We start from the raw sequence: 24,045 nt of genomic DNA, 5'->3' as shown, positions 1-24,045 counted from the left end.
GAGCATGTTTGTAGGGGGCGGCAAGGGCTTTGAGTGGGGAATGCCGCTGCTGCTATAGCGCTGTAGCGGCTTCGAGCTGTTGATTCATCCATTGCACCATGGCAATAATTTTTGCGGTATTGGCCATCGAGGTGGGGTAGGTCATGTAATAGCAACGATTGGTCTGCATATGATAAGGCCAGGCCAAAATTAATTCACCATTTTGCAATTCTTTTTTGACAAAGAATTTCGGAACGATGGCAATGCCAGCATGGATCAGTGCAGCGTTAACACAAGCGGCAAACGTATCGACCCGTGGTCCAATATAACTTTTCTCATGTTGAAAATCCTGTGCTTGAAAATACTCTTCCCAAGCACGTGGTCGCGCACGTGATTGTATGAGGACACATGCTTTAAAATCATCTAAATGGCGTAAAGGTGCTTGCTTAAAATCAGGCGCACAGACCGCAACACATTCTTCCTCAAATAATTTAATACTGGTCATATCACGCCAAACCCCATCACCATATAAAAATGCTAGATCGGTTTGACTAATATCAATATCGGCTGAGCTAAATTGTTCCTGAATATCTAAACGAATATGCGGATAATGTTCATCAAAGCCTTTGAGCATGGGAATTAACCAACGGGTGCATAAGGTTGGATGGGAAACAATACTCAAGGTGTCGGCTTGATTACGCTGAGCAAGAATTTTTAAAACCGATGTTTCAATCTGATTTAATATGGTCTGGGTTTCGACTAAAAATAATTTGCCCATTGGCGTAAGCTGTAAGCGCTGTAATGAGCGTTCAAATAATTGCACATTGAGACTGTCTTCTAAATGGGCAACTTGTTTACTAATGGCACTTTGGGTCATGTGTAATACCCGTGCTGCTTGGGTAAAACTCAAGTAACGTGCAGAGGCTTCAAAACAACGTAAAGACATTATTGATGGATATTCTTTTGATTTTAAAGTTTGCATAAATCAAGCCTACTCACTTTGGATTAAATTCAGCACTTTAAATAAAGCACCGACATCCGATATTACGCCAACCATGCAGATAATCTTGTCAGGACATAAGCAAGAATACGCTTCATTTTACCGAACAGTACTTCGTTGCAGGTCTCATGCTAGCTCAAGGATTATAAACGATGAGCAGTCAGTAAACATGCTTGTAGACCATAAAGCGTTCTGCCCAAGAGGGTGCCATACCGCGACATCAACCGATACACGACATCAACGGATAATAGTTATATCAATAAAAATATATCAATAAAATAATATCAATAAAAACTGCCCAAGGTGATTGGGCAGTTGCTGTTGAGCAATTGATATTGACCGATAGGATCTATATACCGATAGGACTTATATCATGATGCAATAGCGGATTACGATGAGCGGGGCAAATGATTTGGGCTGGCTTCATTGTCTATATGTGCTATGGCGTCATCATCAATATCAATAGCACCCGCGCGGCGTTCTGATTGGTCAACAATTTTGGCGCCGACCAAATCACCCACCACATTACCACAGGTAAAGATCATATCTAAAATGACATTGACCCCAGCCGTGAGTGCCACAATTTCAATGGGAAGATTTGCTTGTGAAAACACAATCGACATACCAATCAAACCTGCTCCTGGTACACCAGCTGTTCCCACGGCAGCTAAGGTACTTATAATGACTATCGTTGCGAGCTCTGGAACAGATAGGCTAATCCCCACAATTTCAGAGGCAAAAATAACCGCAACCCCAAAGCGTAAAGCTGTACCATTTAAGTTAAAAGCCAAACCTAAGGGCAGGGTAAGTCGTGATACTTTGTCACTGATGCCATTTTTTTCAGCGCATCTTAATGACACTGGTAAAGTCCCGATACTGCTACTGGTGACAAATGCCGTCAGCATGGCTTCCTTAATGTCTTTATAAAACTGAATGACTTTTACCCCAAATAGTTTTAAGAAAATAGGGAAAATCAGGAAGATCAATAATATTACGCCCAAATAAGACGTGCCAATGAACTTACTCAGTACAATCACCATGTCAATCCCTTGGGTACCAAAGGTATTGGCTGTAATCCCAAATACACCGATCGGTGCATATAATAATACGCCCGCCAATATTTTGGTCACGACGTCATTACAGGCTTGCAAAACGTTAAACAATAAGTCGCCAGATTGGCGTTGTTTTGGGTCTTGGCTATGACGTAAAAATAAAATCGATAATCCACCAACAATAGTTATAAAGACGATCGCCAATAAATCGCCAGCACTGAGTGCTTGGAAAATATTGGTCGGTACCATATTGAGCAGTGTATTAATAAAAGATGGGCTGTCGGGCGCAGTAATATTGGCGCTATTGGGTAAGGTTAAACCAACACCAGGGTGGGTCCATTTGGCTAAAATAATCCCCAAGACCACAGCGACGGCAGTGGAAATAAAATAAAAGGGGAAAATTTTAATACCGATTCGCCCCAGCTCTTTGGGGTTAGAATGATTGACTGCAACAATGAGTGGGAGAATCACCAAGGGAATGACAATCATCTGTAGCAGGTTTAAAAATAGCTTACCAAGCGGGTAAAAAACCGAACTCTTAGGGCCCAGTAATACGCCAACCACAATCCCTAGAACAAAGCCCGTGGTCATCTTGGCCATAAACGACGTGTTTACATAAAACTTCCAAAGTTTCTTCACAAAATATTCCTTTTCTTTTGCGTATTTGTGAATTTAGTTTAGTTTTTTGTCACTCTCAAACGAATAATCCGACAACTATCATTCCGTTTCGGAATAAAGTTTAATATTTCACATGATTTTATCGGTAAATTTTGGTGCAAATCACAGCAGTTGAACAGCGGTTTGGTCGAGCGAATGAAGTACTTTAAGCTTGTATTTATTGGTTTTTTTATTTTAGGGCTGAGCAGAAGTAGTGATCGATCTAAGCATCGGCTGATGGCTGTTGTCTTGGATGCTATGGTCAACCACCGAGGGATGGTGATTGACCATATTGTGTACAACTGTAGTATTGCTGAGTTTGATCAAGCCCGTATTACAACGTGTATTACTACTTGCTTAGGGTACTCAAAATAAGCAGCTTAGGCGTCGCTAAGGCTTAATTGTGCCAGACAGTGTTGTAAAGATTTATCTTGTAGCTGTTGATACAACTGCATTTCATCTAAAACCTGTGCGCCTAGGCTCTGTTCAAATAGCGTTTGATTGGAGGCAGAGGCATAATCAGTTTGGCTCGCTTCACCGAGATTGGACTGGAAAATCCCTGCCGCAGATACTGGTAAAAAGTCTTCATAGACAATGGGTTCAATGGCGAGCACGCCAGCATTCAATAAGGCATTGACCGCATCTGTATCCTGTGAGATCTCTAGATGGTCTGCATGGGGTTGCGCTTGCATGAAATAGTAAAAATAGGCGAGTTGCTGCTGGTGTAATTCTGCATAACTATCTGGGAAGCTTTGAAATTCTTCTGCAAGAATTGCAACATACTGTGCTGCATTGGCATCATTGGGAGCAGCCCCTAAGCGCTGGCGTGCTTGTTGTAATAACCGATCATATAAAGCACGACCTTTTGGGGTCAGTGCGATACCGCGCTGTTCAATTTCACCAAAACGGGCGGTATGACTGCCTTGCTCAACCTGCTGACCATCATTGAAATTTACCTTTTCTTCTAATGCCTTGAAGCTGGTTTGGCGCAATAAGATAGGACATTGACGACGTGGTGGACCTTCCACCACAGCTTTGGCTGGAATACCTTGACGGATCATATGACTTTGCACCGCATCGATATCCAAAGTTCTAGGGGTCAGGTGATTGATATGTGGGCCTTTAAATGCAACCACATCGGCAATTAAACGATGTTGATCATGTAAATCTTGATATAACGCTTTACTTACAGGAGCATCGGTATGCCAGCGGAAGGTTTCTAGAACTTCCAATACAAAAGTTTGTGCATCTTGTTGGTTTAAACCACCTTGCTGTTCAAACTGTTGGGTCAATGCCAAAGCGCGATCACTAAAGATTTGACGTTTGCTCAAAGCCTGCTGTGCTGCCTCACGCAGTGCCGGATCTGCAATCAGTTCCAAACGGAGCAATGAGGTAAAGACACGAAATGGGCAAGCATTTAGATCATCGCTGTCGATGGCACGAAAAGCGGTAGAGTGTACCGGTACACCTGATGGAACCAAGTCATAATAGCCCACTGGGTACATGCCCATGACTGCAAAAACACGTCGCATATTACTGAGTTCTGCTGCGCTACCTAGACGAATGGCGCCGTGACGTTCCTGAGAAAGGCGTGCCAGTTCACCTGTTTGTTGAAGTTGTTGTTTTAATGCTGGCTGTTGCCTAAGTGTTTGTTGGTTAATGTCTTTGACCAGATCGATGAGGTCACCATAAAGTGGGACTTCTTTTTGATACATATCTGACATAAGTGCGGAAAATCGGCTGCGAATTTCGTTTGAACTGATCCAATGTGTCATGGCTATTTCCTATTTTTTTCCTATTTTTTCGAGTCTGCTGGGTTCTCGTCTATCTGCTTCGCGTCTGTCTGGTGCTTAGTGCATATCGGCCGTGGCGGCGAGAACATTTTCTAAAATATCGAGACCTTCAGCTAAGGTTTCTGGATGAATGGTTAAAGGGGTCAGGAGACGAATAATATTTTTTGCTTGACCGCTCGGCATGAGCAACAACCCTTGCGCTCTGGCTTGGCTGAGCACCTGTGCGAGTACTGCGCCGCCTGTACCATACTGCGGATGCTGTAATTCAATGCCACGCATAGCACCGACCCCAGTCAGACGACCGAGCCAAGGGCTAAGCTGCTGTTGTTGCCAGTGTTGATAACGTTGTTCTAAGGTATCTATATAATGTTGCACTGTATGTTGAAATTCGGCAGATTGTAAAATATCCAGTGTTGCCAAGCCTGCAGCACATGCCAATGGATTACCTGAATAAGTACCGCCTAAAGCACCGGTTGCGAGTGCATTCATATGTCGACTTAAACCGATCACCGCACCCAAGGGCAGACCACCAGCAATACTTTTGCCCAACAATAATAAGTCGGGTGTAATACCTAAATGGCTAAAGGCAAAGTGCTGACCAGTACGGGCAAAGCCTGATTGAATTTCATCAATGATGATTAGAATGCCGTGTTCATCGCAGAATTCACGTAAATACTGTGCAAAAGATCGGTCCATCATGTGGAAACCGCCTTCACCCAGTACGGGTTCAAAAATAATGGCTGCAATATTGGCAATATCGACTTCGACTTGTATTAAGCGCGTGAGGGCTTGTTTGGCCTGTTCAGCACTGATGCCGTTGTCGGCACTTGGATAAGGAATATGGTAAACCGGACCGGGTAGGGGGCCTAAACCGGTTTTATAGGGTGTTGCTTTGCCATTGAGATTGACTGCTGCTAAGGTTCGACCATGAAAGCCCCCATCAAAGGCAATTACACCGGTACGCCCTGTCACAGTACGTGCAACTTTTAGGGCATTTTCTGTGGCTTCTGCACCACTATTGGTAAACATGCCTGCCAGTTCTTCTTCAATCGGGATGAGCTCGACTAGCTTTGCCATTAGACTCAAATATGGACGATGCTGTGCAGCATTAAACGCATAATGGGTCAGTTGCGTTGCTTGTTGTTGAATGGCGCCAACAATATCTGGATGACAGTGTCCAAAGTTGAGTACACCAATTCCACCGACAAAATCGATGTAGCGTTTGCCATTTTCATCCCAAACTTCTGCATTCAATCCTTTTTCAATGGTAATCGGATGGATTAAACCGAGTGCTGTAGAAATCCCTTTACGCTGATTCATCATAACTGTTCAATTGCTTTAAGATGACTTATTTAAAGCTGAGAACAAGCGATCCCGCAAACGAATAAATTGAAGAGTATCATGAGTTTTTTTCTTGAAGTTTAAGCCAATGATTGACATGAATTGCACAGGGTATGGTCAATGCAATCTGTTGATCTTTTCAATAATAGAAACACTCTCTATATTTTTAGCACTTTACTGCTTATACTGTGCAAAGTTTTAGGAAACATTCTTTTTACACGTCATTGGTACTTCTGCAAAATAAGTACATGATTGTGTACATATTTTTAAGGTTGCACATGGCATTAGCTAAAAAGTCTGTAAATATCAATAATATACGCAATTTCTCAATTATTGCGCATATCGACCATGGTAAATCTACTTTGGCGGACCGTTTTATCCAGATGTGTGGTGGTCTACAAGCACGTGAGATGCAGGCCCAAGTCTTGGATTCAATGGAATTAGAACGTGAACGTGGTATTACCATTAAGGCAACATCGGTCACGTTGTACTATACCCATCCCAATGGTCAAGAATATCAACTCAATTTTATTGACACTCCAGGGCACGTTGACTTTTCTTATGAAGTGTCACGTTCTTTAGCAGCCTGTGAAGGTGCGCTATTGGTTGTTGATGCCGCACAAGGTGTAGAGGCACAATCGGTGGCAAACTGTTATACCGCCATCGAGCAAGGTCTAGAAGTTTTACCTATACTCAACAAAATTGATTTACCACAGGCTGAGCCTGAACGGGTCATACATGAGATCGAAGAGATTATTGGTATTGAAGCCGTCGATGCACCGACCTGTTCTGCCAAGACAGGCTTGGGTGTTGAAGGGGTATTAGAACGACTGGTCGATGTGATTCCTGCACCGGAAGGGGATCGTGAAGCACCTTTACAAGCCCTGATTGTAGACTCGTGGTTTGATAACTATCTGGGTGTGGTTTCCTTGGTGCGTATCAAGCAAGGTCGTGTACAAAAGGGTGACAAGATGTTGGTTAAATCCACTGGTCAAACCCATGTCATTACTTCTGTTGGTATTTTTAATCCAAAGCATACTGAAACTGGCATGTTAGAGGCGGGTGAAGTGGGCTTTGTGATTGCCGGCATCAAAGATATTTTTGGTGCGCCAGTCGGGGATACCATTACCTTGTCAGGCACCCCTGAAGTCACCAGTTTACCGGGTTTCCAAAAGGTCAAACCACAGGTCTATGCGGGTTTATTCCCCATTGATGCCAGTGATTTTGAGCCTTTCCGCGAAGCATTGCATAAATTGCAAATTAATGACTCTGCATTGTTTTTTGAACCAGAAAGTTCCGATGCACTGGGTTTTGGTTTCCGCTGTGGCTTCTTGGGCATGCTGCACATGGAAATCGTACAAGAGCGTTTAGAGCGTGAGTACGACCTAGATTTGATTACATCGGCACCAACGGTTATTTATGAAGCTTTGACCAAAGCCGGTGATACGATTTACATCGATAGCCCATCTAAAATGCCCGACGGTTCTACCGTAGAAGATTTACGTGAGCCCATTGCAGAATGTCATATTTTGGTGCCACAAGAGTATTTGGGTAATGTCATGACCTTGTGTATCGAGCGTCGTGGTGTGCAAAAAGATATGAAGTTCTTGGGCAACCAAGTGTCTTTGTCTTTTGAGATCCCGATGGCTGAAGTGGTGATGGACTTTTTTGACCGTTTGAAATCGTGTTCACGTGGTTTTGCATCCTTAGATTATAACTTTGTGCGTTTTGAAAGTTCTAATTTGGTAAAAGTTGATGTGCTCATCAATGGCGACAAAGTGGATGCACTGGCCATGATTTGTCATCGAAATGATGCACGACATCGTGGTATTGCATTGGTCGAGAAAATGAAAGATTTAATTCCTCGACAAATGTTTGATGTGGCAATTCAAGCCGCAATTGGTGCACAAGTCATTGCCCGCTCTACCGTAAAAGCTATGCGTAAAAACGTTTTAGCCAAATGTTATGGCGGTGATGTATCGCGTAAGAAGAAATTACTTTCTAAGCAAAAAGAAGGTAAAAAACGTATGAAACAAGTCGGTAGTGTTGAAATTCCACAAGAAGCATTCCTTGCCGTATTACAAGTTGATAAAAAATAACAGAGAGAGCCAACACCTATGGACTTTGATTTTAATTTAATATTGGTTCCACTTACCTTGGTGTTTTTCGTGATTTGGTTACTGGATAAACTGGTATTCAAACAACGTAAAACCCGAGGCAAAGGGCATGAAAATGCAATTATTACTTGGTCTTATGACTTTTGGCCGGTGATGGTCGTGGTTCTGGTGTTGCGTTCATTCTTTTATGAACCGTTTAATATCCCCTCCGAGTCGATGGTACCGACCTTAGAGACTGGTGATTTTATTTTGGTGAATAAATATCAGTACGGCGTACGTTTACCAATCTTAAATGATAAAATCATCAATATTAGTGAGCCGAAACGCGGTGAAGTCTTTGTTTTTCGCTATCCAGAAGATCCAAAATTAAACTATATCAAACGTGTTATCGGTATACCGGGTGATCATATCGTTTATAAAAATGGTGTTTTATCTGTGAACGGTCAGCCGGTTGTGCAAGAGCCAGTAGCTTTTGAACGTAGCAAAGACTCTATTATGGAGCCTATCGCTTATTTCAAAGAATCATTGGGTGAGCACCAGCATTTAATCCGCCGTAATGAACAGTTCAATCCGCTATTTGCCAGTTATGCAGATAATCTGACCTCTAAAATGAAACAACCATACGTGTCTAAGACCAACAGACCGTTATTCCTCAATAGCCAAGGCAATGAGTGGGAAGCAGTGGTGAAAGACCATGAGTATTTCGCTATGGGTGATAACCGTGAGTATAGTGCTGACAGCCGTTATTGGGGCATGGTGCCTGCAGAGAATCTAGTCGGTAAAGCAGTCTATATCTGGACACATAAAGAGCCAGGTTGGAATTTACCGAGTTTTAGTCGCAATAGTGCCATTAAATAATGACGCTTTTATTGTTAAAGTGCTGCGATTGCGTGCGTTTAAACATACCCCATGAATCATGTTAAATGAATTCTTTATAGCTTGTGCAGACTGTTGGTTAAAACAACATCTACACAAGCTATTGCCTTAGATGGATTTAATAGCATTTATCTACCCGTCAAGATTACAGTCTTTCGCTGTTCGCGTTATAATACGTTGTTTCAGGTCTATATCGATTTGAAAAGCGCTCTTTTTAATTGTTATTCATTTTTTTATTCATGTTAAAGTTCGAGAAAAGTTTTGAAAACTCACACCAAACTAAGTGATCCGCGCTTAGAGAGTCGTATCGGTTATCAGTTTAAGCAGATTGATTTATTACTGCTGGCACTGACGCACCGTTCAGTTAGTCATAAGCATAATTATGAACGTCTCGAGTTTTTGGGTGATTCATTATTGGGGATGATTATCGCCAATTATCTTTATCATACTTATCCCAACGAAAATGAAGGTCGTTTGACGCGTATGCGGGCGACATTGGTACGCCAAGAAGCACTCGGTAAAATCGCCAATGATTTGAAGCTCAGTACCTGCTTAATCTTAAGTTCGGGTGAGTTGAAATCAGGTGGTCATCATCGTGAGTCAATATTAGCCGATACCGTAGAAGCCATTATTGGGGCAATTTATTTAGATTGTAATGATTTAAAAATCTTAGAAGCCATTGTTTTGAAATGGTATACCCCTTATTTAGAACACATAGAGCCTAGCGATCAGCTCAAAGACCCTAAATCGCGTTTACAAGAGTATTTACAAGCACGTAAGCAACCGTTGCCCGTTTATGATGTAATTGATATTCAAGGTGATGCGCCGAATCAGCATTTTAAAGTTGCTTGTCATGTGCAAGGTTTAACAACGCTGTTAGGGGAAGGATCGAGTCGTCGTTTTGCAGAGCAAGCTGTGGCTGCTGAAATATTAAAGTTATTGGAGCAATAAGTCTCATGTCGAGCGAAAATGATCAACTCCCAAATGATCATCAACCGAAAGCCGCTGAAAGCAATCTAATTGATCAGTTTTTTAGTGCAGAAAACCGTAGCATTCCAAGCGATTACCGTAGTGGTTTTGTCGCGATTGTGGGTCGTCCCAACGTGGGGAAATCTACGCTGATGAACCATCTGTTGGGGCAAAAGTTATCGATTACCTCACGTAAACCGCAAACAACCCGGCATAAAATTGTCGGGATCGACAGCCGTGAAAAATCTCAGGCTGTTTTTGTCGATACACCGGGGATGCACAAAAAAGAAGTACGTGCCATCAATAAAATGATGAATCGTGCTGCGCATTCAGCATTGCGTGATGTTGATTTGGTTTTATTTGTGGTCGATGCGCATAAGTGGACTCAAAACGATGAATTGGTTTTGGAGAAACTGCAAAATGCCAGTATGCCCGTGCTTTTAGTGATCAATAAAATTGATACGCTGGAAGACAAAAAGACCTTACTGCCATTGATCCAAGAACGGACCAAACTGATGAACTTTGCAGAGATTATTCCAGTGTCTGCATTGCGTGGCGCAAATTTAGAGCATTTACGTGAATCGATTGAGCGTTACTTACCTTTTCAAGCACCGTTATATGCTTTGGATCAGGTCACCGATCGTTCGGAACGCTTTTTAGCAAGTGAAATTATTCGTGAAAAAATCATGCGCCAATTGGGCGAAGAATTGCCTTATGATTTAACCGTGCAAATCGAGTCATTTAAGGTTGAAGAACCTGTTTTAAATGAAAAAACAGGTAAAATGAAAGCCGCATGTACTTATATTGATGCCACCATTTTTGTGGAGCGCTCTGGTCAAAAAGCCATTGTAATTGGTGATAAAGGCGCCAAACTAAAACGTATCGGTATGGAAGCACGAGCTGATATGGAACATATGTTTGCACAAAAAATCATGTTGACCTTGTGGGTGAAAGTTAAAGGTGGTTGGTCAGATGATGAGCGCGCATTAAAAAGTTTAGGTTATAGCGATATTTAAGGCGTTATAACGAACAAAATGGGCGATCAACAGATTGCCCATTTTGTTATGCTCCATTTTTATAAATCTATTGGACATCTGTTGGATTGAAGCATTGGGTAAAATGAGAATAGAACAAGATGATGAATGTTAAGATATTATTGTTTGTGAGTTGCTTGAGTTTATTCTGCTCAGGCTGTATTACCAAAGTGGTCACGGTACCGGTTAAAGTTGCTTATAAGACCACCAAAGGTGTGGTGAAGGGAACTGGTAAAGTAGTTGGTGCGATGATTCCTGACGGTGAGGATGACGACGATAAGCATAAAGACGATAAGCATAAATAAGCATGACGACAGCGATGATATGTTTTTATCTAAAGAGCATATCATGTGCTATTTAGGATTGTGATGATGATTGTGTGATGTAGGAATCAGTCGATGCGTAATCAGGTTTTGCATGGTTATATGATTCATTATCGTAAATATCGTGAACGCAGTTATATTGTGCATTTATATAGCGAGGAGTTTGGTCGTATAGATGGTATCTTACGTCATACGCCGCCACCACAATATCAGCCACTGCGTGTACAAGCCTCGGGTAAGTCTGCCTTAAAAAATTTTAGTCATCTTGAGATTCTTCATCAGCCAATCTTTTTTTATGCCGATGCTTTTTTTGCTGGTTTTTATTTAAATGAAATTCTGCTGCGTTTATGCCCAATCGAGGAGGCGATGCCAGAGAGTTTTGTGCAGTATCACAATACCTTAGAACAATTACAGCAATTGGCACAGCATCCGCAGCCATCCGTATTTTTAAAACAAATATTAAGGCAGTTTGAATATGTACTGCTAGAAGAATTAGGCTATGGTTTGGATTTTAGCCATGATGCTCAGCAACAGCTGATTCAAGCACAACAGTATTATCAGTTTCAACTCAATGACGGTTTTATCCTGAGTTCTGAACGGCATTCCGCGGCATTATCTGGCACGGCAATCTTATCCATGCAAAATTACAAAAAGGGTGGGGATTTTAACGCTGAACAGCTACAATTATTGGGCAAGCTATATCGACAGATGATAGCAGCTTTGCTGGGTGACCGTCCGTTAAAGAGTCGCCAGTTGTGGATTCAAAATGCTCAATCAAAAACCAATTAGGAAAATGTGATGGCTGTATTACTTGGGGTCAATATTGACCATGTTGCTACACTCAGACAAGCACGTGGTACGCTTTATCCAGATCCAATCAAAGCGGCACTGCTGTGCGAACAAGCTGGTGCTGAAGGCATTACCCTGCATTTACGTGAAGATCGTCGTCATATTCAGGATGATGATGTCCGTCGCATGAAGCAAGCGATCCAAACGCGTATGAATTTAGAATTGGCAATTACCCCAGAAATGGTGGCTTTTGCTCAAGAGATTCAACCTGAACATGTCTGCTTTGTACCAGAGAAACGTGAAGAACTCACCACCGAAGGTGGCTTAGATGTGGTTGGGCAGTTTGAACAGGTTTTTGCGGCGACTGCTGCACTAAAGGCTGTGGGCAGCGATGTCTCTTTGTTTATTGACCCAGATCGTGCACAGATCGATGCAGCAGTTGCGTGTCAGGCGCCGACCATTGAGCTGCATACGGGTGCCTATGCTGATGCGGCTACAGCTGAGCAACAACAACATGAATTGCAACGCATTGTGGATGCAGTTGCCTATGCAGCGCAGCAAGGTTTGGTGGTCAATGCAGGGCATGGGCTTAATCTTGACAATGTTGCTGCCATTGCCGCTATTCCGCAGATTCATGAACTCAATATCGGTCATGCTATTATTGCAGACAGCGTATTTGTCGGTTTAACTCAGGCAGTCAAAGCGATGAAAGCAGCCATTGTTGCTGCCCAGCCTGCAAATGTGAAATAGGTGTTTGATGTCTAAAGTTGATTATGCGCAGTTAATGCAACCAGTAAAAGATTTTCTGGGCTGTGAGACACCACAAGCTTGGTTGATGCATGCGGTAGAGCATATCGATATCCTAATGCAAGACCATGCCAATTGTGAGAAGAAAGCGGCTGGCACAGCGATGAATCTGATGTTTCGTTATAGCTTCTTCACTGATTTACAAGTCAAACTGGCACAATTGGTGCGTGAGGAAATGCTGCACTATGAGCAAGTACTAGAATTGATGGAAAAACGTGGTCAGGCTTGGCAAGCTTTAAGTGCTGGGCGTTATGCAGCAGGCTTGCGCAAAGAGATTCGTACCTATGAGCCCGAAGCATTGGTTGATGTACTGATTATCGGGGCATTTGTGGAAGCACGTTCTTGTGAACGTTTTTATGCCTTGTCTGATTTGGTTGATGATGAGCTGGCAAAATATTATCGTTATTTGCTTAAATCTGAGTCACGGCATTTTGAGGATTATTTGGCTTTGGCTGCCGATGTTGCGCGTAGTAGCAAAATGAAAGACCCGACGGAAGATATACAGCAACGTATTGCCCATATTCGTCAGGTTGAAGCTGAGTTGATTGAAAGCCCAGATCCATTGTTCCGCTTTCATAGTGGTGTGCCGAGTGCGCCAGCATTGGCATCATCGAATGAAAAATCAATTGCTTAAACATCGAAGCTCCCGACCTTTGTCTTAACGCTTATGCAAACTTCGGGAGTTTTGTATGCTGATGTTGTTGTTCTTAATGGCTTAGTTCTTCATCTGAATTCTTAATAATGCTTCATGCGCTATAAAGTAGTGTCTAGTCCTACAATAAGTTGGCACTTATTGCAAACATAAAAAACAGCCATAAAAAAAGCCACTTTATCATTTGAAGTGGCTTTTTAGAATCTTGGCTCTCCCACCTGGGCTCGAACCAGGGACCTGCGGATTAACAGTCCGTCGCTCTACCGACTGAGCTATGGGAGAATCTGATGCGCATTTTAGGCAGCAATTGCAGTGCGGTCAAGTGTCTATATCGATATTCTGCTGAAATCTATGTTGACTGTGTTTTTTATAGTCATGTCGTTGAAATATCAAGCATTTATAGTTGGTAATCAATTTGTATAGCCATTGGGTTGAAGTGCTGCTGGTACATCGTTCAAAGACAACTCAGCTTGTACTGCGTTTATTTAGGACCTCAAAGGGCGGTTGTGCAATCATATTGCCACAATGTCTAGTCCTGAAAGAAGTTGGCACTTATGGCAAACATAAAAAACAGCCATAAAAAAAGCCACTTTATCATTTAAATAAAGTGGCTTTTTAGAATCTTGGCTCTCCCACCTGGGCTCGAACCAGGGACCTGCGGATTAACAGTCCGTCGCTCTACCGACTGAGCTATGGGAGAATCTGTTGCGCATTTTATGCAGCAAAAGCATTGCGGTCAAGTGTAAATGTGAATTAATTCGTGATAGTGCAATCAATCGCAGCATTTATAAGCATTATATTGAGATCATCTGCAAATGCTGAGCAAGAGGCGTGGGGGAAGCAAGTTAATCTCAACCTAAAACGGCTAGAGCTCAAAAGGGCGAGCTACTCAAAAGCAGTCATCAAAAAATAGCCATAAAAAAAGCCACTTTATCATTTAAAGTGGCTTTTTAGAATCTTGGCTCTCCCACCTGGGCTCGAACCAGGGACCTGCGGATTAACAGTCCGTCGCTCTACCGACTGAGCTATGGGAGAATCTGAAGCGAATTCTAGGGGCTAAATGTCTGATCGTCAAGCGCTGTATAGCAATATCAGGATTGTTTGTTTGATAATTATGCAATTACGGCGTTATAGCAATTCAAGTATTCAAGTCAAGGCTTAGATAAGCGTTTAGATAAAAAAAAAGCTACCCATTGGGGTAGCTCCTTTTTTGAAAAATATATGCTTATTTTTCTACGCCAGCAGCTTCGCCAGCATATTTTGCATTGGCATAGTCCCAGTTTACAAGATGCTCTAAGAAAGTAGAGATGTATTTAGGACGCGCATTACGGAAGTCGATGTAATAAGCATGTTCCCAAACATCGATAGTTAATACCGCAACTTGGTTATGTGCCAATGGTGTGTCGGCATTTGAGGTTTTAACGATAGAAAGTTTACCGTTGACTTTGTCTGCCACAAGCCAAGCCCAACCAGAACCAAACTGTGTTGTAGCCGCTTTACTGAATTCTTCAGCGAAGTTTTCAAAACTACCAAAGTCTTCCTCAATTTTAGCAGCAAGCGCACCAGTTGCTTTACCGCCACCATTAGGTTTCATGCTATTCCAGTAGAAAGTATGGTTCCAAACTTGTGCTGCATTGTTGAAAATACCCGCTTTAGACGCATCACCAGCAGTCGCGACAATGATTTCTTCTAAACTTTTAGATTCAAGATCAGTATCTTTGATCAAATTGTTAAGGTTCACAACATAGGTGTTGTGGTGCTTATCATGATGGAATTCTAAAGTCTCTTTGCTGATATGTGGGGCGAGGTCGTCATAGCCATATGGCAGTGCAGGTAAAGTAATATTGCTCATGTTTCTATTCCTTGCATATGCTGGGTTAGATAATTAAGTCGATATATTGTAATTGATTTTAGCGGCCATAGGCAGCTTAAACAACTATAGCGAATAAAACTCTTGCGTTAATCTTTATCCGAATGGGAAAAAGTGTTGAGCTAGATCGGATTGTTCAATTCTATATATTGGTGTTCGATTGAAAACTGTTCAGCAATGGCTGCCCCTAAGCGTTGTACGCCAAAACGTTCTGTTGCATGATGCCCGCAAGCGAAATAGTGAATATTCATTTCTTGCGCTTCATAATAAGTTCGTTCACTTACTTCGCCAGAGAGGTAGGCATCACAGCCTTGTTGTGCCGCTTGGTGAATAAAATCTTGTGCCGCACCCGTACAAAATCCTATTTTTTGAATCATTTGACGATCAGCCGCCAGATGTTGGATCTGCTCGCTCTGAAAGCGACTTTGTAGTAATTGATGAAATGCTGTTACGCTCATCGGTTCGGCCAAGTAAGCAATATTCCCGATCGGATAGCGTTCATTGCGGTCGAGTGCTTCAATATGCTGCAATTGGAGTAAATCTGCGATACTGCGGTTATTGCCAAGTTCGGGGTGGGCATCTAGGGGGAGGTGGTAGGCGACTAGAGAGATATCATTTTGAATCAAGCTTTTGATGCGTTGACCACGCATACCTGTAATCGGTGCTGCTTCACCTTTCCAAAAGTAACCATGATGTACCAGCAATAACTGTGCCTCGAGTTCAATGGCAGCAGCGATTGCATGTTGTGATGCCGTTACGGCAGAGGCAATACGCGTGACTTCGCGCGCACCTTCTATTTGTAAGCCATTCGGTGCATAGTCTTTAAATGCATTAGACTGTAATGTCTGATCACACCACTGAATAATATCGGATAATTGTGCCATATGCTGTTGGTCTCGTTACGCTATGCAATTGTTTGTCGATCATTATAGGCTAAATAGGCTAACCATGGGTCGAGCAAGATTCAAGCACCGTCCAATAGATAAATTATTTGTATTTTCAGTAGCTTGCTGTGTATGCTTAGAGAATATTCATGATGTCTTCATTTTGTGTTATAAATATATTTTTAAGTAACTAAAGCAAAACAATTTTTTCGAGTTATTTTTATCTATATTTATATATTTTGATTACAATAGTTGGCTATCTTACTTACTGTTCTAAGAATTAAATAATTTAGGGGAAATGAACGTGCGTCGCTCCTTTTCATGGTTACCTTGGGTTTTATTGATTGTTGTCATTCTATGTTTTATTGGCTGGCAAAAATATCAACGCCCTAAACCACCAATTGCTGCTGATGGTGTCAAAATGCCTGCTGAAAAAGTTGAGCCTTTGGTGAATACCACACGTACGGGCGGGGTGGTCTCTTATAGTTCTGCAGTCAAGGTTGCTGCGCCTGCTGTCGTGAATATTATGACGACGCAAAAAGTTCGCCAAAATCATCCGCTATTTAATGATCCTGCTTTCCGTGAGTTCTTTGGTGATCAGTTCCCCGACACAGGCAAAGAACAAAATGAAAATAGTTTAGGTTCTGGTGTAATTGTACGGGCGGATGGCTACATCTTGACCAATAATCATGTGATTGCACAAGCTGAGCAAATTGTGGTGGTATTACAAGATGGTCGTCGTGCTGAAGCAAAAGTGATTGGTACAGATCCCGATACCGATTTAGCCGTTATCAAGATTAATCTAGACAACTTACCCGTGTTGCCGTTTAAACTCAGTGGCAATGAAGTGGGGGATGTGGTGTTGGCGATTGGTAACCCATTTGGTGTAGGGCAGACAGTAACACAAGGTATTATTTCTGCTACTGGTCGTTCAGACTTGGGCATTAATACCTATGAAGACTTCATTCAAACCGACGCCGCCATTAACCCGGGTAACTCGGGAGGAGCTTTGATCGATGTGGCTGGTAACTTGATTGGGGTGAATACGGCCATCTTCTCACGTACGGGCGGATCTTTGGGCATTGGTTTTGCCATTCCGGCAAAAGTTTGTCAGCAAGTGTTAGACTCTATTTTAAAAGATGGTCGCGTGATCCGTGGTTGGCTGGGTATCAGTTTGATGGCACCGAAGTATGATAATGCTTTGGCTGCACCACAGCCCGGTGTTATTGTGGCAGGTCTATTAAAAAATGGTCCTGCGATTCAAGCTGGTTTAAAAGTTGGTGATCGCATTATGAAAGTGAATGATGAACAAATCACTTCAGTATCACAACTGATTAACTATGTGGCAATGCAAGCACCGAATAGCACGATTAAAGTAACGGTTATGCGTGAAAGTGGGACCGCTCCTGTAGTCTTAGATGTTCAAGTGGGTGAGCGTAGCGCGCAAAGTAGCAATTCACAGTTTATTCCTTTACCGAAACAGTAATCAGCGATTTGCTGAGTATGGTTTTAAATGGCGCTGCGGCGCCATTTTTTCTGAGCTGTATTTTTGATGCAAGCGCCGATATGACCCTATGCTTTGCATCAGGATTTGCGCATAGCGCTTGTTGTAACCCAGAGTAGGGTTACTCTCTCTGTAGACACAGACACAGACACAGACACAGACACAGACACAGACACAGACACAGACACAGACACAGACACAGACACAGACACAGACACAGACACAGACACAGACACAGACACAGACACAGACACAGAGCCTATGATTTAAGCCAGCCAAAGCAAGGTGGGGGTGTGAATGCAAAAAAACCGCCCTATATCAATAGAGCGGTTGTAGCAAACAGCGGATGTTTAAGTCAGAGTATTAGTCTTGTTGAATTCCAGCAACCAACCAGTCTTGTTGTGAGGCTGCAGGTTTCACAAAGTGCCAAATTTCTGAAAATGCTTCAGGCGTGCTGTTTAGATCTTCACTAACGGTACCGGTAAAACGAACACTGACAACATATTGATTGTTTTCAGTAGCACTGTCTGTGACCACCGCTGTTAAGTTGGAAAACTCGGCAACATTTTGGTCTTGGTTCGCCATGATGTCTTGATACATGGATTGATAAAGTTCTGGTGTTAAATAACGGCGAATTTCTTCAATATTACTCGCGCTGTTCATGGCTTGAATATGATTGAAGCGTTGACGTGCAACCCGTAAGAACGCAGCCGGCTCTGTACCATCCGGTAATTGTTGGCTACTTTGCGTATGTGCAGCAAAAGGACCATTATTGGCAGCCGCACCACCAGCAACATTTTGACCAAAGATATTGGTGTTGTCTGCATTGCCTTTGAGTGAGATGGGGCTTTGTGCGAATGGCGAGCCAGTATTGGCTGCGCCATTGTTTGGAGCGTAGGGATTAGCGCTGGCTAATTTTTTTTTTGCTCCGAATTTACGGAACAAGATGAAAGCGGCACCAGCAATGATCACTAACCAGATCCAGCCGGGAACGCCACTTTTTTCTTCTTGCTGCTGCGCTTGTTGTGCAGCGGCTTGTGTAGTTGCTGGATCTTGTTGATCAACAGCTGTTGGGTTTTGGTTGTTGTTGTGGTTATCTGCTAAAGCATTTGCAGCAACTGCACCGACTGCAGCACCAGCTACACCAGCAGCAACCATACCACCGACACCCGGACCAGAACGCGCTGGCGCAGCTTGTTGAGTATTCGTTGGCTGTTGAGCAGGCGTAGCTTGACGAGACGGCTGATAACTTTGGCTTGAGCTATTTGAACGCGCCATACCATGACTCTTACCACCACCAGCACGTTTTGCTTCGGCTAAAGGGGAAAGAAGCAAGGTTGCCATGAGAGCACCTGCGATCAAACCACGCTGTCGAACTTGCATACGATTAAATCCTATTTCAAATAAAAAAAATTCCAGTGTTAGTTATGCAGTCTTTTGTGCTGAATTTCAATATCAAAAATGAAATTTTTGCCATAAAGTTGGGTCGTTAAATCTTGTACAGCATGCAATGATGCTGTGACTTTCATTTTTGCTGGCAAAGTTGCGAAAGAACTAGCACTGATCACTGAGTTCACTGGCTTGTGCCAAGGCTTCATGCAAACGTGCAACGGCAATAATTTGCACCCCGGCAATGCTGTGTTGTGGTGCATTGGCGCGCGGCAAAATAATATACTTAAAGCCATGCTTAATAGCCTCTTTTAGGCGTTCTTGACCATTTGGTACTGGGCGAATTTCACCGGATAACCCGACTTCACCAAAGACGGCCAATTGTTGTGGTAGTGCTCTGGAACGCAGGCTAGACATACATGCCAGTAAAACCGCCAGATCACTGCCCGTTTCGGTAATTTTTAAACCGCCGACAACATTGACATAGACGTCTTGCCCCGCGCTTTGAATGCCACCATGACGATGCATAACTGCCAATAACATATTGAGGCGGTTTTGTTCGAGTCCTAAGGCGACGCGGCGCGGTTGTCCATGGGCATCATCGACCAAGGCCTGGACTTCAACCAGTAAGGGGCGGGTACCTTCGCGACTAATCATCACCACAGATCCCGGGATGGCTTCATCATAACGACTCAGGAAGATCGCGGAAGGATTGGCGACTTCTTTGAGACCTTTGTCGGTCATCCCAAAAACGCCTAATTCATTGACTGCACCAAAACGGTTTTTGACTGCGCGGATCATACGATAGCGCGAGTCTGTTTGCCCTTCAAAATACAGCACACAGTCCACCATATGTTCCAATACTCGCGGACCCGCCAATGCACCTTCTTTGGTCACATGACCGACCAAAAATAATGCTGTGCCACTTTGTTTGGCAAAACGGGTGAGTAGAGCAGCAGATTCACGAATTTGGGATACGCCACCTGGAGCAGATTGTAAGGTTTCGGTATACAGGGTTTGAATGGAGTCTAAAATTGCCACCGCAGGGCGCTCATGCGCCAGCACTTCACAGATGCGTTCGACACAAGTTTCCGCCATGACTTTTAAGTGCTGGGTCGGTAGATCAAGGCGTTGTGCTCTTAGGGCAACTTGAGATAACGATTCTTCACCTGTGACGTATAGTGCCGCACGTTCAGCGTGTGCCATATGGGTTGCAGTCTGTAATAAGATGGTTGATTTACCGATACCAGGATCACCACCAATTAAAACCACTGAACCGGTCACTAGACCGCCACCTAAGACCCGATCAAATTCGTGGATACCGGTGGGCATACGTGATTCACGGCTAATCGAGACTTGATCGAGGGTGGTAATTGTACTGGCATTGCCCGCATAACCACCCGAAAAATTGGGTTTGGCACGGTGTGGCGTGGTGTTTTCTTGGCGAACCTCAACCAGACTGTTCCACTCGCCACACTCTGAACATTGACCAGCCCACTTTGAATGATCTGCTGCACATTGTTCGCAGCGATATACTGTTTTAACTTTAGCCATGGTTACACTTGAAACTCAGCTTGTTGGGCAGACTGGATTGAAAACGTACACATTGAGCTAAGCTGTGTATGGTCTTGTATAGGGTCTGCTGGGTTTATCTAAATAAAAATTTAAGGCAGTGTAAGATAAATGTATTTTTGATGATAGTGCAGCAGATAAGTCAAAAATTGTTTTATTTGGCATATATATTGCTGTTACAATTTGTGAACGAAAATCAAAAAATTAAAGAACAGGCTTCGCTGATCAAATCGAGTATTTGAAAAAAGTCTTTTCTTTTTAATGTATTTGGTTTAATTAATATTGACTCTTACAGAAGATGTGCGAAATAAATGGCAAATAACAATATGCATTCACCATCTGAAAATGGTGAATTAAAAAGGAGTTTATCCAATCGTCATTTGCAATTAATTGCGATTGGGGGCTGTATTGGTACAGGGCTTTTCATGGGGTCCGGAAAAACGATTAGCTTAGCAGGACCATCGATCCTATTTATCTATATGATTATTGGATTAATGATCTTCTTTGTGATGCGCGCTTTGGGCGAATTGCTATTATCGAACTTGCAGTATCGTTCTTTTATCGATTTTTCAACGGACTTGATTGGACCTTGGGCAGGATATTTTGTAGGTTGGACTTACTGGTTGTGTTGGATCACGATTGGTATCGCAGATTTATCAGCGATTATTTATTACCTACAGTTTTTTAACGGAGGGAACCCCTTTACACCTATAGAAGGTGCCTTAATTAGTGTGGCGGCCATTTTCTTTATCATGGGTTTAAACCTATTGACGGTTAAATTATTTGGTGAGTTAGAGTTTTGGTTTGCACTGATTAAAATTATTGCCATTCTGGTCTTGATTGGCGTTGGTTTATGGATGGTCTTTACCGGCTTTAGTTATCAAGAGCGGGGCGAAAGTTTTGTTGCTGCATTCTCCAATATCTGGGGCAATGGCGGTATGTTCCCGACAGGGATGGACGGTTTCTTAGCCGGTTTCCAGATTGCCATTTTTGCCTTTGTCGGGGTGGAATTGGTTGGAACCACCGCTGCTGAAACAGAAAACCCAGAACGTAATTTGCCAAAAGCTGTAAACTCGATTCCAATCCGAATTATTTTCTTCTATGTATTGGCACTGTTCATTGTGATGTCAGTCACCCCATGGAATAAAATTGACCCGAATATTAGCCCATTTGTGAACTTGTTTAGTCATGCTGGTATTGCAGCTGCGGCGATTATCATGAACTTGGTGGTCTTGTCTTCTGTATTATCCTCTATGAATAGTGGGGTATTCTCAACCAGCCGTATGCTATTTGGTCTATCACGCGAATCGCATGGTCCGAAGCCATTTGGAGTGTTGAACCGCCGTGCCGTGCCTGCCAATGCCTTATATTTCTCTACTTTATGTTTATTATTAGGTGCGGGTTTACAGTATTTTGTACCAGATACGGTCAAAGCATTTACGCTCGCAACCACTTTATCGACCATTCTATTTATTTGTGTTTGGTTGATTATTATGTGGAGTTATATTAACTATTATCGTCTGCGTCCTGAGTTACATCAGAAATCGACCTTCAAATTGCCTGGTGGTTTATTTACCTGCTGGGTGGTGATTATCTTCTTTATCGGTATGATTTATGTATTGTCATTAGAAGAAGACACCTTACAAGCGCTTAAAATCAGCCCAATTTGGTTGGTAATCTTGGCGATCGGTTATTTCTTCTTTAATAAACGACGTAAACAAGATAAATAAGTTTTACTTGAATGCTGCAGTTTTTGTGGCATCTTAATACTGAAGTAAAATGCAAAGCATCAAAACACCAGCATCTGCTGGTGTTTTCTTTGCTGAAGAAGAGGTTTGCTGTGACTTGGGCAAGTGCTGCCTGCACGGTATACTGAGCGTATTTTTCAATAAGTGGGTGGTGTGTTATGCGGATTTTAGGTTATGTTGTGATCTCGGCGATGCTGCTGCAATTGGCTGCATGTGGACAAACTGGCGCTTTGGTCTTACCGAATGATCAAAATCAAGATAAACGTTCACATTATTTACTTTATCCCAATACAGCGCCAGCAACAAAAGCACCGCAAACGCAAAAAACATCCGCTGATGTTGATTCACAAAAAACGAGCGCGACAGTGGATCACAATACACTTTAAAGCCGCATACTTATTTTTACTTTTATAGAATTTTCGTAGGACGTCACAATGGGGTTTACTCGCATTCATGGAGTGCTGCATGCTGAACAGTGCGCACTTGATCAATTGGCACAGCAATTTTCCACCCCACTTTATGTGTATTCAAAAGCACAGTTAGAGCAAAATTACACAGACCTATCTAAAGCTTTTGATTTTATTGCACATCAAATTTGCTTTGCGGTCAAATCAAACTCTAATTTGGCAGTTTTGAGTGTACTGGCTAAGCTGGGTGCCGGTTTTGATATTGTGACTGGCGGTGAACTGGCGCGCGTGTTGGCGGCAGGTGGTGATGCCAGTAAAATTGTTTTTTCTGGACTGGGTAAAACTGAAGCTGATATTCGCCAAGCCCTACAAGTGGGTATTGCATGTTTTAATGTTGAATCTGCAGCTGAGCTTGATCGTATTGAAAAAGTTGCGGCTGAGCTGAACTGTCAAGCGCCGATCTCATTGCGTGTCAATCCTGATGTCGATGCCAAAACCCATCCATATATCTCCACAGGCTTAAAAGAAAATAAATTTGGTATTCCCAGTGATGTGGTATTTGAAACCTATGCCTATGCCGCGAGCTTGCCACACCTGAAGGTGATTGGTATTGACTGTCATATTGGTTCTCAACTGACTGAAGTACAGCCTTTTGTCGATGCACTAGATCGTGTGGTGTTGATGATTGAACAGCTCAACACAATGGGTATTCAGTTGCAACATATCGATATCGGTGGTGGTCTTGGGGTGCGTTATCAAGATGAAACACCGCCAACATTTGCCGAATATGCACAAGCCTTGCAACCGACGCTAAGCCGTTTGGGTCTGAAAGTTTATCTAGAACCGGGGCGTAGTATCAGTGCCAATGCGGGGGTATTACTGACACAGGTCGATCTGCTTAAGCCAACCTCATATCGTAATTTTGCCATTGTTGATGCGGCAATGAATGATCTGATACGCCCATCTTTATATGCGGCATGGATGGATGTGCAAACAGTCAAAACACCTGCTGCTGATTTAGCCGTATTGCAATGGGATATCGTCGGAGCAATTTGTGAAACAGGTGATTTTTTGGCAAAACAGCGTGATCTAGCACTACAAGCAGGTGATTATCTTGCTGTAATGGGGGCTGGTGCCTATGGTTTTGTGATGAGCTCCAATTATAATAGTCGTGGTCGTGCCGCAGAAGTGATGGTGGATGGGGCAAATGCTCATCTTATACGTGCGCGAGAAAGCATTGCATCATTGTGGCAAAACGAATATTTATTGCCTAAGGAGTAAT

20 protein-coding genes and 3 tRNA genes are annotated in these 24,045 nt (G+C 42.8%); 12 read left to right on the top strand and 11 right to left on the bottom strand.

Translation table 11 applies throughout. The features are described 5' to 3' along the window. Positions 1–52 precede the first annotated feature (52 nt). The 4 genes from BFG52_RS12220 to BFG52_RS12205 form a co-directional block, all read right to left on the bottom strand. Complete coding sequence (locus BFG52_RS12220) at positions 53–961, bottom strand: LysR substrate-binding domain-containing protein (protein WP_067556631.1); 909 nt, start codon at positions 959–961, stop codon at positions 53–55. Between the two features lie 407 nt (positions 962–1,368). Next, on the bottom strand, positions 1,369–2,670 hold the full coding sequence (locus BFG52_RS12215; protein ID WP_218921009.1) for a dicarboxylate/amino acid:cation symporter: 1,302 nt from the start codon (positions 2,668–2,670) through the stop codon (positions 1,369–1,371). Positions 2,671–3,068: 398 nt separating this feature from the next. Further along, positions 3,069–4,463, bottom strand: a complete 1,395-nt coding sequence (gene hglS / locus BFG52_RS12210; RefSeq protein WP_067556625.1) for a 2-oxoadipate dioxygenase/decarboxylase HglS — start codon at positions 4,461–4,463, stop codon at positions 3,069–3,071. 75 nt (positions 4,464–4,538) lie between these two features. Further along, positions 4,539–5,801 carry a 2-aminoadipate transaminase gene (locus BFG52_RS12205; protein ID WP_067556622.1) on the bottom strand — a complete coding sequence of 421 codons (1,263 nt, stop codon included), beginning with the start codon at positions 5,799–5,801 and terminating at the stop codon, positions 4,539–4,541. A 299-nt stretch (positions 5,802–6,100) separates the two neighbouring features. Between BFG52_RS12205 and lepA the strand changes: the two genes are divergently transcribed. The 8 genes from lepA (at position 6,101) to miaE (ending at position 13,371) form a co-directional block, all read left to right on the top strand. Next, positions 6,101–7,921 carry a translation elongation factor 4 gene (lepA, locus tag BFG52_RS12200; RefSeq protein ID WP_067556620.1) on the top strand — a complete coding sequence of 607 codons (1,821 nt, stop codon included), beginning with the start codon at positions 6,101–6,103 and terminating at the stop codon, positions 7,919–7,921. Between the two features lie 18 nt (positions 7,922–7,939). Beyond that, the gene (lepB, locus tag BFG52_RS12195; RefSeq protein WP_067556617.1) at positions 7,940–8,797 is read left to right on the top strand and encodes a signal peptidase I; all 858 of its coding nucleotides are present in this window, start codon (positions 7,940–7,942) and stop codon (positions 8,795–8,797) included. 279 nt (positions 8,798–9,076) lie between these two features. Beyond that, a complete protein-coding gene (gene rnc, locus BFG52_RS12190) occupies positions 9,077–9,766 on the top strand; it encodes a ribonuclease III (RefSeq protein WP_067556614.1) in 690 nt (229 codons plus the stop codon). Positions 9,767–9,771: 5 nt separating this feature from the next. Next, positions 9,772–10,800 carry a GTPase Era gene (gene era / locus BFG52_RS12185; RefSeq protein WP_067556611.1) on the top strand — a complete coding sequence of 343 codons (1,029 nt, stop codon included), beginning with the start codon at positions 9,772–9,774 and terminating at the stop codon, positions 10,798–10,800. Positions 10,801–10,922: 122 nt separating this feature from the next. Further along, positions 10,923–11,123, top strand: coding sequence for an NF038104 family lipoprotein (locus BFG52_RS12180; protein WP_067559526.1), 201 nt, complete (start codon positions 10,923–10,925; stop codon positions 11,121–11,123). Between the two features lie 93 nt (positions 11,124–11,216). Next, positions 11,217–11,930, top strand: a complete 714-nt coding sequence (gene recO / locus BFG52_RS12175) for a DNA repair protein RecO (RefSeq protein ID WP_067556609.1) — start codon at positions 11,217–11,219, stop codon at positions 11,928–11,930. 9 nt (positions 11,931–11,939) lie between these two features. Then, positions 11,940–12,680, top strand: a complete 741-nt coding sequence (gene pdxJ / locus BFG52_RS12170; RefSeq protein WP_067556606.1) for a pyridoxine 5'-phosphate synthase — start codon at positions 11,940–11,942, stop codon at positions 12,678–12,680. Positions 12,681–12,687: 7 nt separating this feature from the next. Next, a complete protein-coding gene (gene miaE / locus BFG52_RS12165) occupies positions 12,688–13,371 on the top strand; it encodes a tRNA-(ms[2]io[6]A)-hydroxylase (RefSeq protein WP_067556603.1) in 684 nt (227 codons plus the stop codon). 224 nt (positions 13,372–13,595) lie between these two features. Here the strand turns inward: miaE and BFG52_RS12160 are convergent. From BFG52_RS12160 to BFG52_RS12140, 5 genes are all read right to left on the bottom strand, one after another. Continuing rightward, positions 13,596–13,671: transfer RNA gene (locus tag BFG52_RS12160), tRNA-Asn, on the bottom strand. A 342-nt stretch (positions 13,672–14,013) separates the two neighbouring features. After that, a tRNA-Asn gene (locus tag BFG52_RS12155) sits at positions 14,014–14,089 on the bottom strand. A gap of 259 nt (positions 14,090–14,348) precedes the next feature. Further along, positions 14,349–14,424, bottom strand: a tRNA-Asn gene (locus BFG52_RS12150). 190 nt (positions 14,425–14,614) lie between these two features. Beyond that, positions 14,615–15,241 carry a superoxide dismutase gene (locus BFG52_RS12145; protein WP_067556600.1) on the bottom strand — a complete coding sequence of 209 codons (627 nt, stop codon included), beginning with the start codon at positions 15,239–15,241 and terminating at the stop codon, positions 14,615–14,617. A gap of 140 nt (positions 15,242–15,381) precedes the next feature. Then, on the bottom strand, positions 15,382–16,143 hold the full coding sequence (locus BFG52_RS12140; protein WP_067556597.1) for a Nif3-like dinuclear metal center hexameric protein: 762 nt from the start codon (positions 16,141–16,143) through the stop codon (positions 15,382–15,384). Between the two features lie 304 nt (positions 16,144–16,447). Here BFG52_RS12140 and BFG52_RS12135 point away from each other — a divergent pair, with 304 nt between their 5' ends. Further along, a complete protein-coding gene (locus BFG52_RS12135; RefSeq protein WP_067559523.1) occupies positions 16,448–17,629 on the top strand; it encodes a trypsin-like peptidase domain-containing protein in 1,182 nt (393 codons plus the stop codon). A gap of 381 nt (positions 17,630–18,010) precedes the next feature. On the opposite strand, the gene BFG52_RS12130 is transcribed toward BFG52_RS12135, so the two are convergent. Next, on the bottom strand, positions 18,011–19,030 hold the full coding sequence (locus BFG52_RS12130) for a Tim44 domain-containing protein (protein WP_067556594.1): 1,020 nt from the start codon (positions 19,028–19,030) through the stop codon (positions 18,011–18,013). 171 nt (positions 19,031–19,201) lie between these two features. Next, positions 19,202–20,590: a DNA repair protein RadA gene (gene radA, locus BFG52_RS12125; protein ID WP_067556591.1), complete on the bottom strand. Its 1,389-nt coding sequence runs from the start codon at positions 20,588–20,590 to the stop codon at positions 19,202–19,204. 329 nt (positions 20,591–20,919) lie between these two features. Here radA and BFG52_RS12120 point away from each other — a divergent pair, with 329 nt between their 5' ends. From BFG52_RS12120 to lysA, 3 genes are all read left to right on the top strand, one after another. Further along, positions 20,920–22,338 carry an amino acid permease gene (locus BFG52_RS12120; RefSeq protein WP_067556588.1) on the top strand — a complete coding sequence of 473 codons (1,419 nt, stop codon included), beginning with the start codon at positions 20,920–20,922 and terminating at the stop codon, positions 22,336–22,338. A 176-nt stretch (positions 22,339–22,514) separates the two neighbouring features. After that, the gene (gene lptM / locus BFG52_RS12115) at positions 22,515–22,742 is read left to right on the top strand and encodes an LPS translocon maturation chaperone LptM (RefSeq protein WP_067556585.1); all 228 of its coding nucleotides are present in this window, start codon (positions 22,515–22,517) and stop codon (positions 22,740–22,742) included. A 48-nt stretch (positions 22,743–22,790) separates the two neighbouring features. Further along, a complete protein-coding gene (gene lysA, locus BFG52_RS12110) occupies positions 22,791–24,044 on the top strand; it encodes a diaminopimelate decarboxylase (RefSeq protein ID WP_067556582.1) in 1,254 nt (417 codons plus the stop codon). Position 24,045 lies beyond the last annotated feature (1 nt).

The sequence above is a fragment of the Acinetobacter larvae genome, from assembly GCF_001704115.1.
In the GTDB taxonomy this organism is placed as follows: Bacteria; Pseudomonadota; Gammaproteobacteria; order Pseudomonadales; family Moraxellaceae; genus Acinetobacter; species Acinetobacter larvae.
This window is presented reverse-complemented; position numbering and strand designations above follow the sequence as displayed.

What these genes read in the sequence shown, in the direction of transcription:
- BFG52_RS12220 (WP_067556631.1), bottom strand. Translation starts at nt 961, where the DNA reads ATGCAAACTTTAAAATCAAAAGAATATCCATCAATAATGTCTTTACGT.
- hglS (WP_067556625.1), bottom strand. Translation starts at nt 4,463, where the DNA reads ATGACACATTGGATCAGTTCAAACGAAATTCGCAGCCGATTTTCCGCA.
- BFG52_RS12205 (WP_067556622.1), bottom strand. Translation starts at nt 5,801, where the DNA reads ATGAATCAGCGTAAAGGGATTTCTACAGCACTCGGTTTAATCCATCCG.
- lepA (WP_067556620.1), top strand. Translation starts at nt 6,101, where the DNA reads ATGGCATTAGCTAAAAAGTCTGTAAATATCAATAATATACGCAATTTC.
- lepB (WP_067556617.1), top strand. Translation starts at nt 7,940, where the DNA reads ATGGACTTTGATTTTAATTTAATATTGGTTCCACTTACCTTGGTGTTT.
- era (WP_067556611.1), top strand. Translation starts at nt 9,772, where the DNA reads ATGTCGAGCGAAAATGATCAACTCCCAAATGATCATCAACCGAAAGCC.
- BFG52_RS12180 (WP_067559526.1), top strand. Translation starts at nt 10,923, where the DNA reads ATGAATGTTAAGATATTATTGTTTGTGAGTTGCTTGAGTTTATTCTGC.
- recO (WP_067556609.1), top strand. Translation starts at nt 11,217, where the DNA reads ATGCGTAATCAGGTTTTGCATGGTTATATGATTCATTATCGTAAATAT.
- pdxJ (WP_067556606.1), top strand. Translation starts at nt 11,940, where the DNA reads ATGGCTGTATTACTTGGGGTCAATATTGACCATGTTGCTACACTCAGA.
- miaE (WP_067556603.1), top strand. Translation starts at nt 12,688, where the DNA reads ATGTCTAAAGTTGATTATGCGCAGTTAATGCAACCAGTAAAAGATTTT.
- BFG52_RS12145 (WP_067556600.1), bottom strand. Translation starts at nt 15,241, where the DNA reads ATGAGCAATATTACTTTACCTGCACTGCCATATGGCTATGACGACCTC.
- BFG52_RS12140 (WP_067556597.1), bottom strand. Translation starts at nt 16,143, where the DNA reads ATGGCACAATTATCCGATATTATTCAGTGGTGTGATCAGACATTACAG.
- BFG52_RS12130 (WP_067556594.1), bottom strand. Translation starts at nt 19,030, where the DNA reads ATGCAAGTTCGACAGCGTGGTTTGATCGCAGGTGCTCTCATGGCAACC.
- radA (WP_067556591.1), bottom strand. Translation starts at nt 20,590, where the DNA reads ATGGCTAAAGTTAAAACAGTATATCGCTGCGAACAATGTGCAGCAGAT.
- BFG52_RS12120 (WP_067556588.1), top strand. Translation starts at nt 20,920, where the DNA reads ATGGCAAATAACAATATGCATTCACCATCTGAAAATGGTGAATTAAAA.
- lptM (WP_067556585.1), top strand. Translation starts at nt 22,515, where the DNA reads ATGCGGATTTTAGGTTATGTTGTGATCTCGGCGATGCTGCTGCAATTG.
- lysA (WP_067556582.1), top strand. Translation starts at nt 22,791, where the DNA reads ATGGGGTTTACTCGCATTCATGGAGTGCTGCATGCTGAACAGTGCGCA.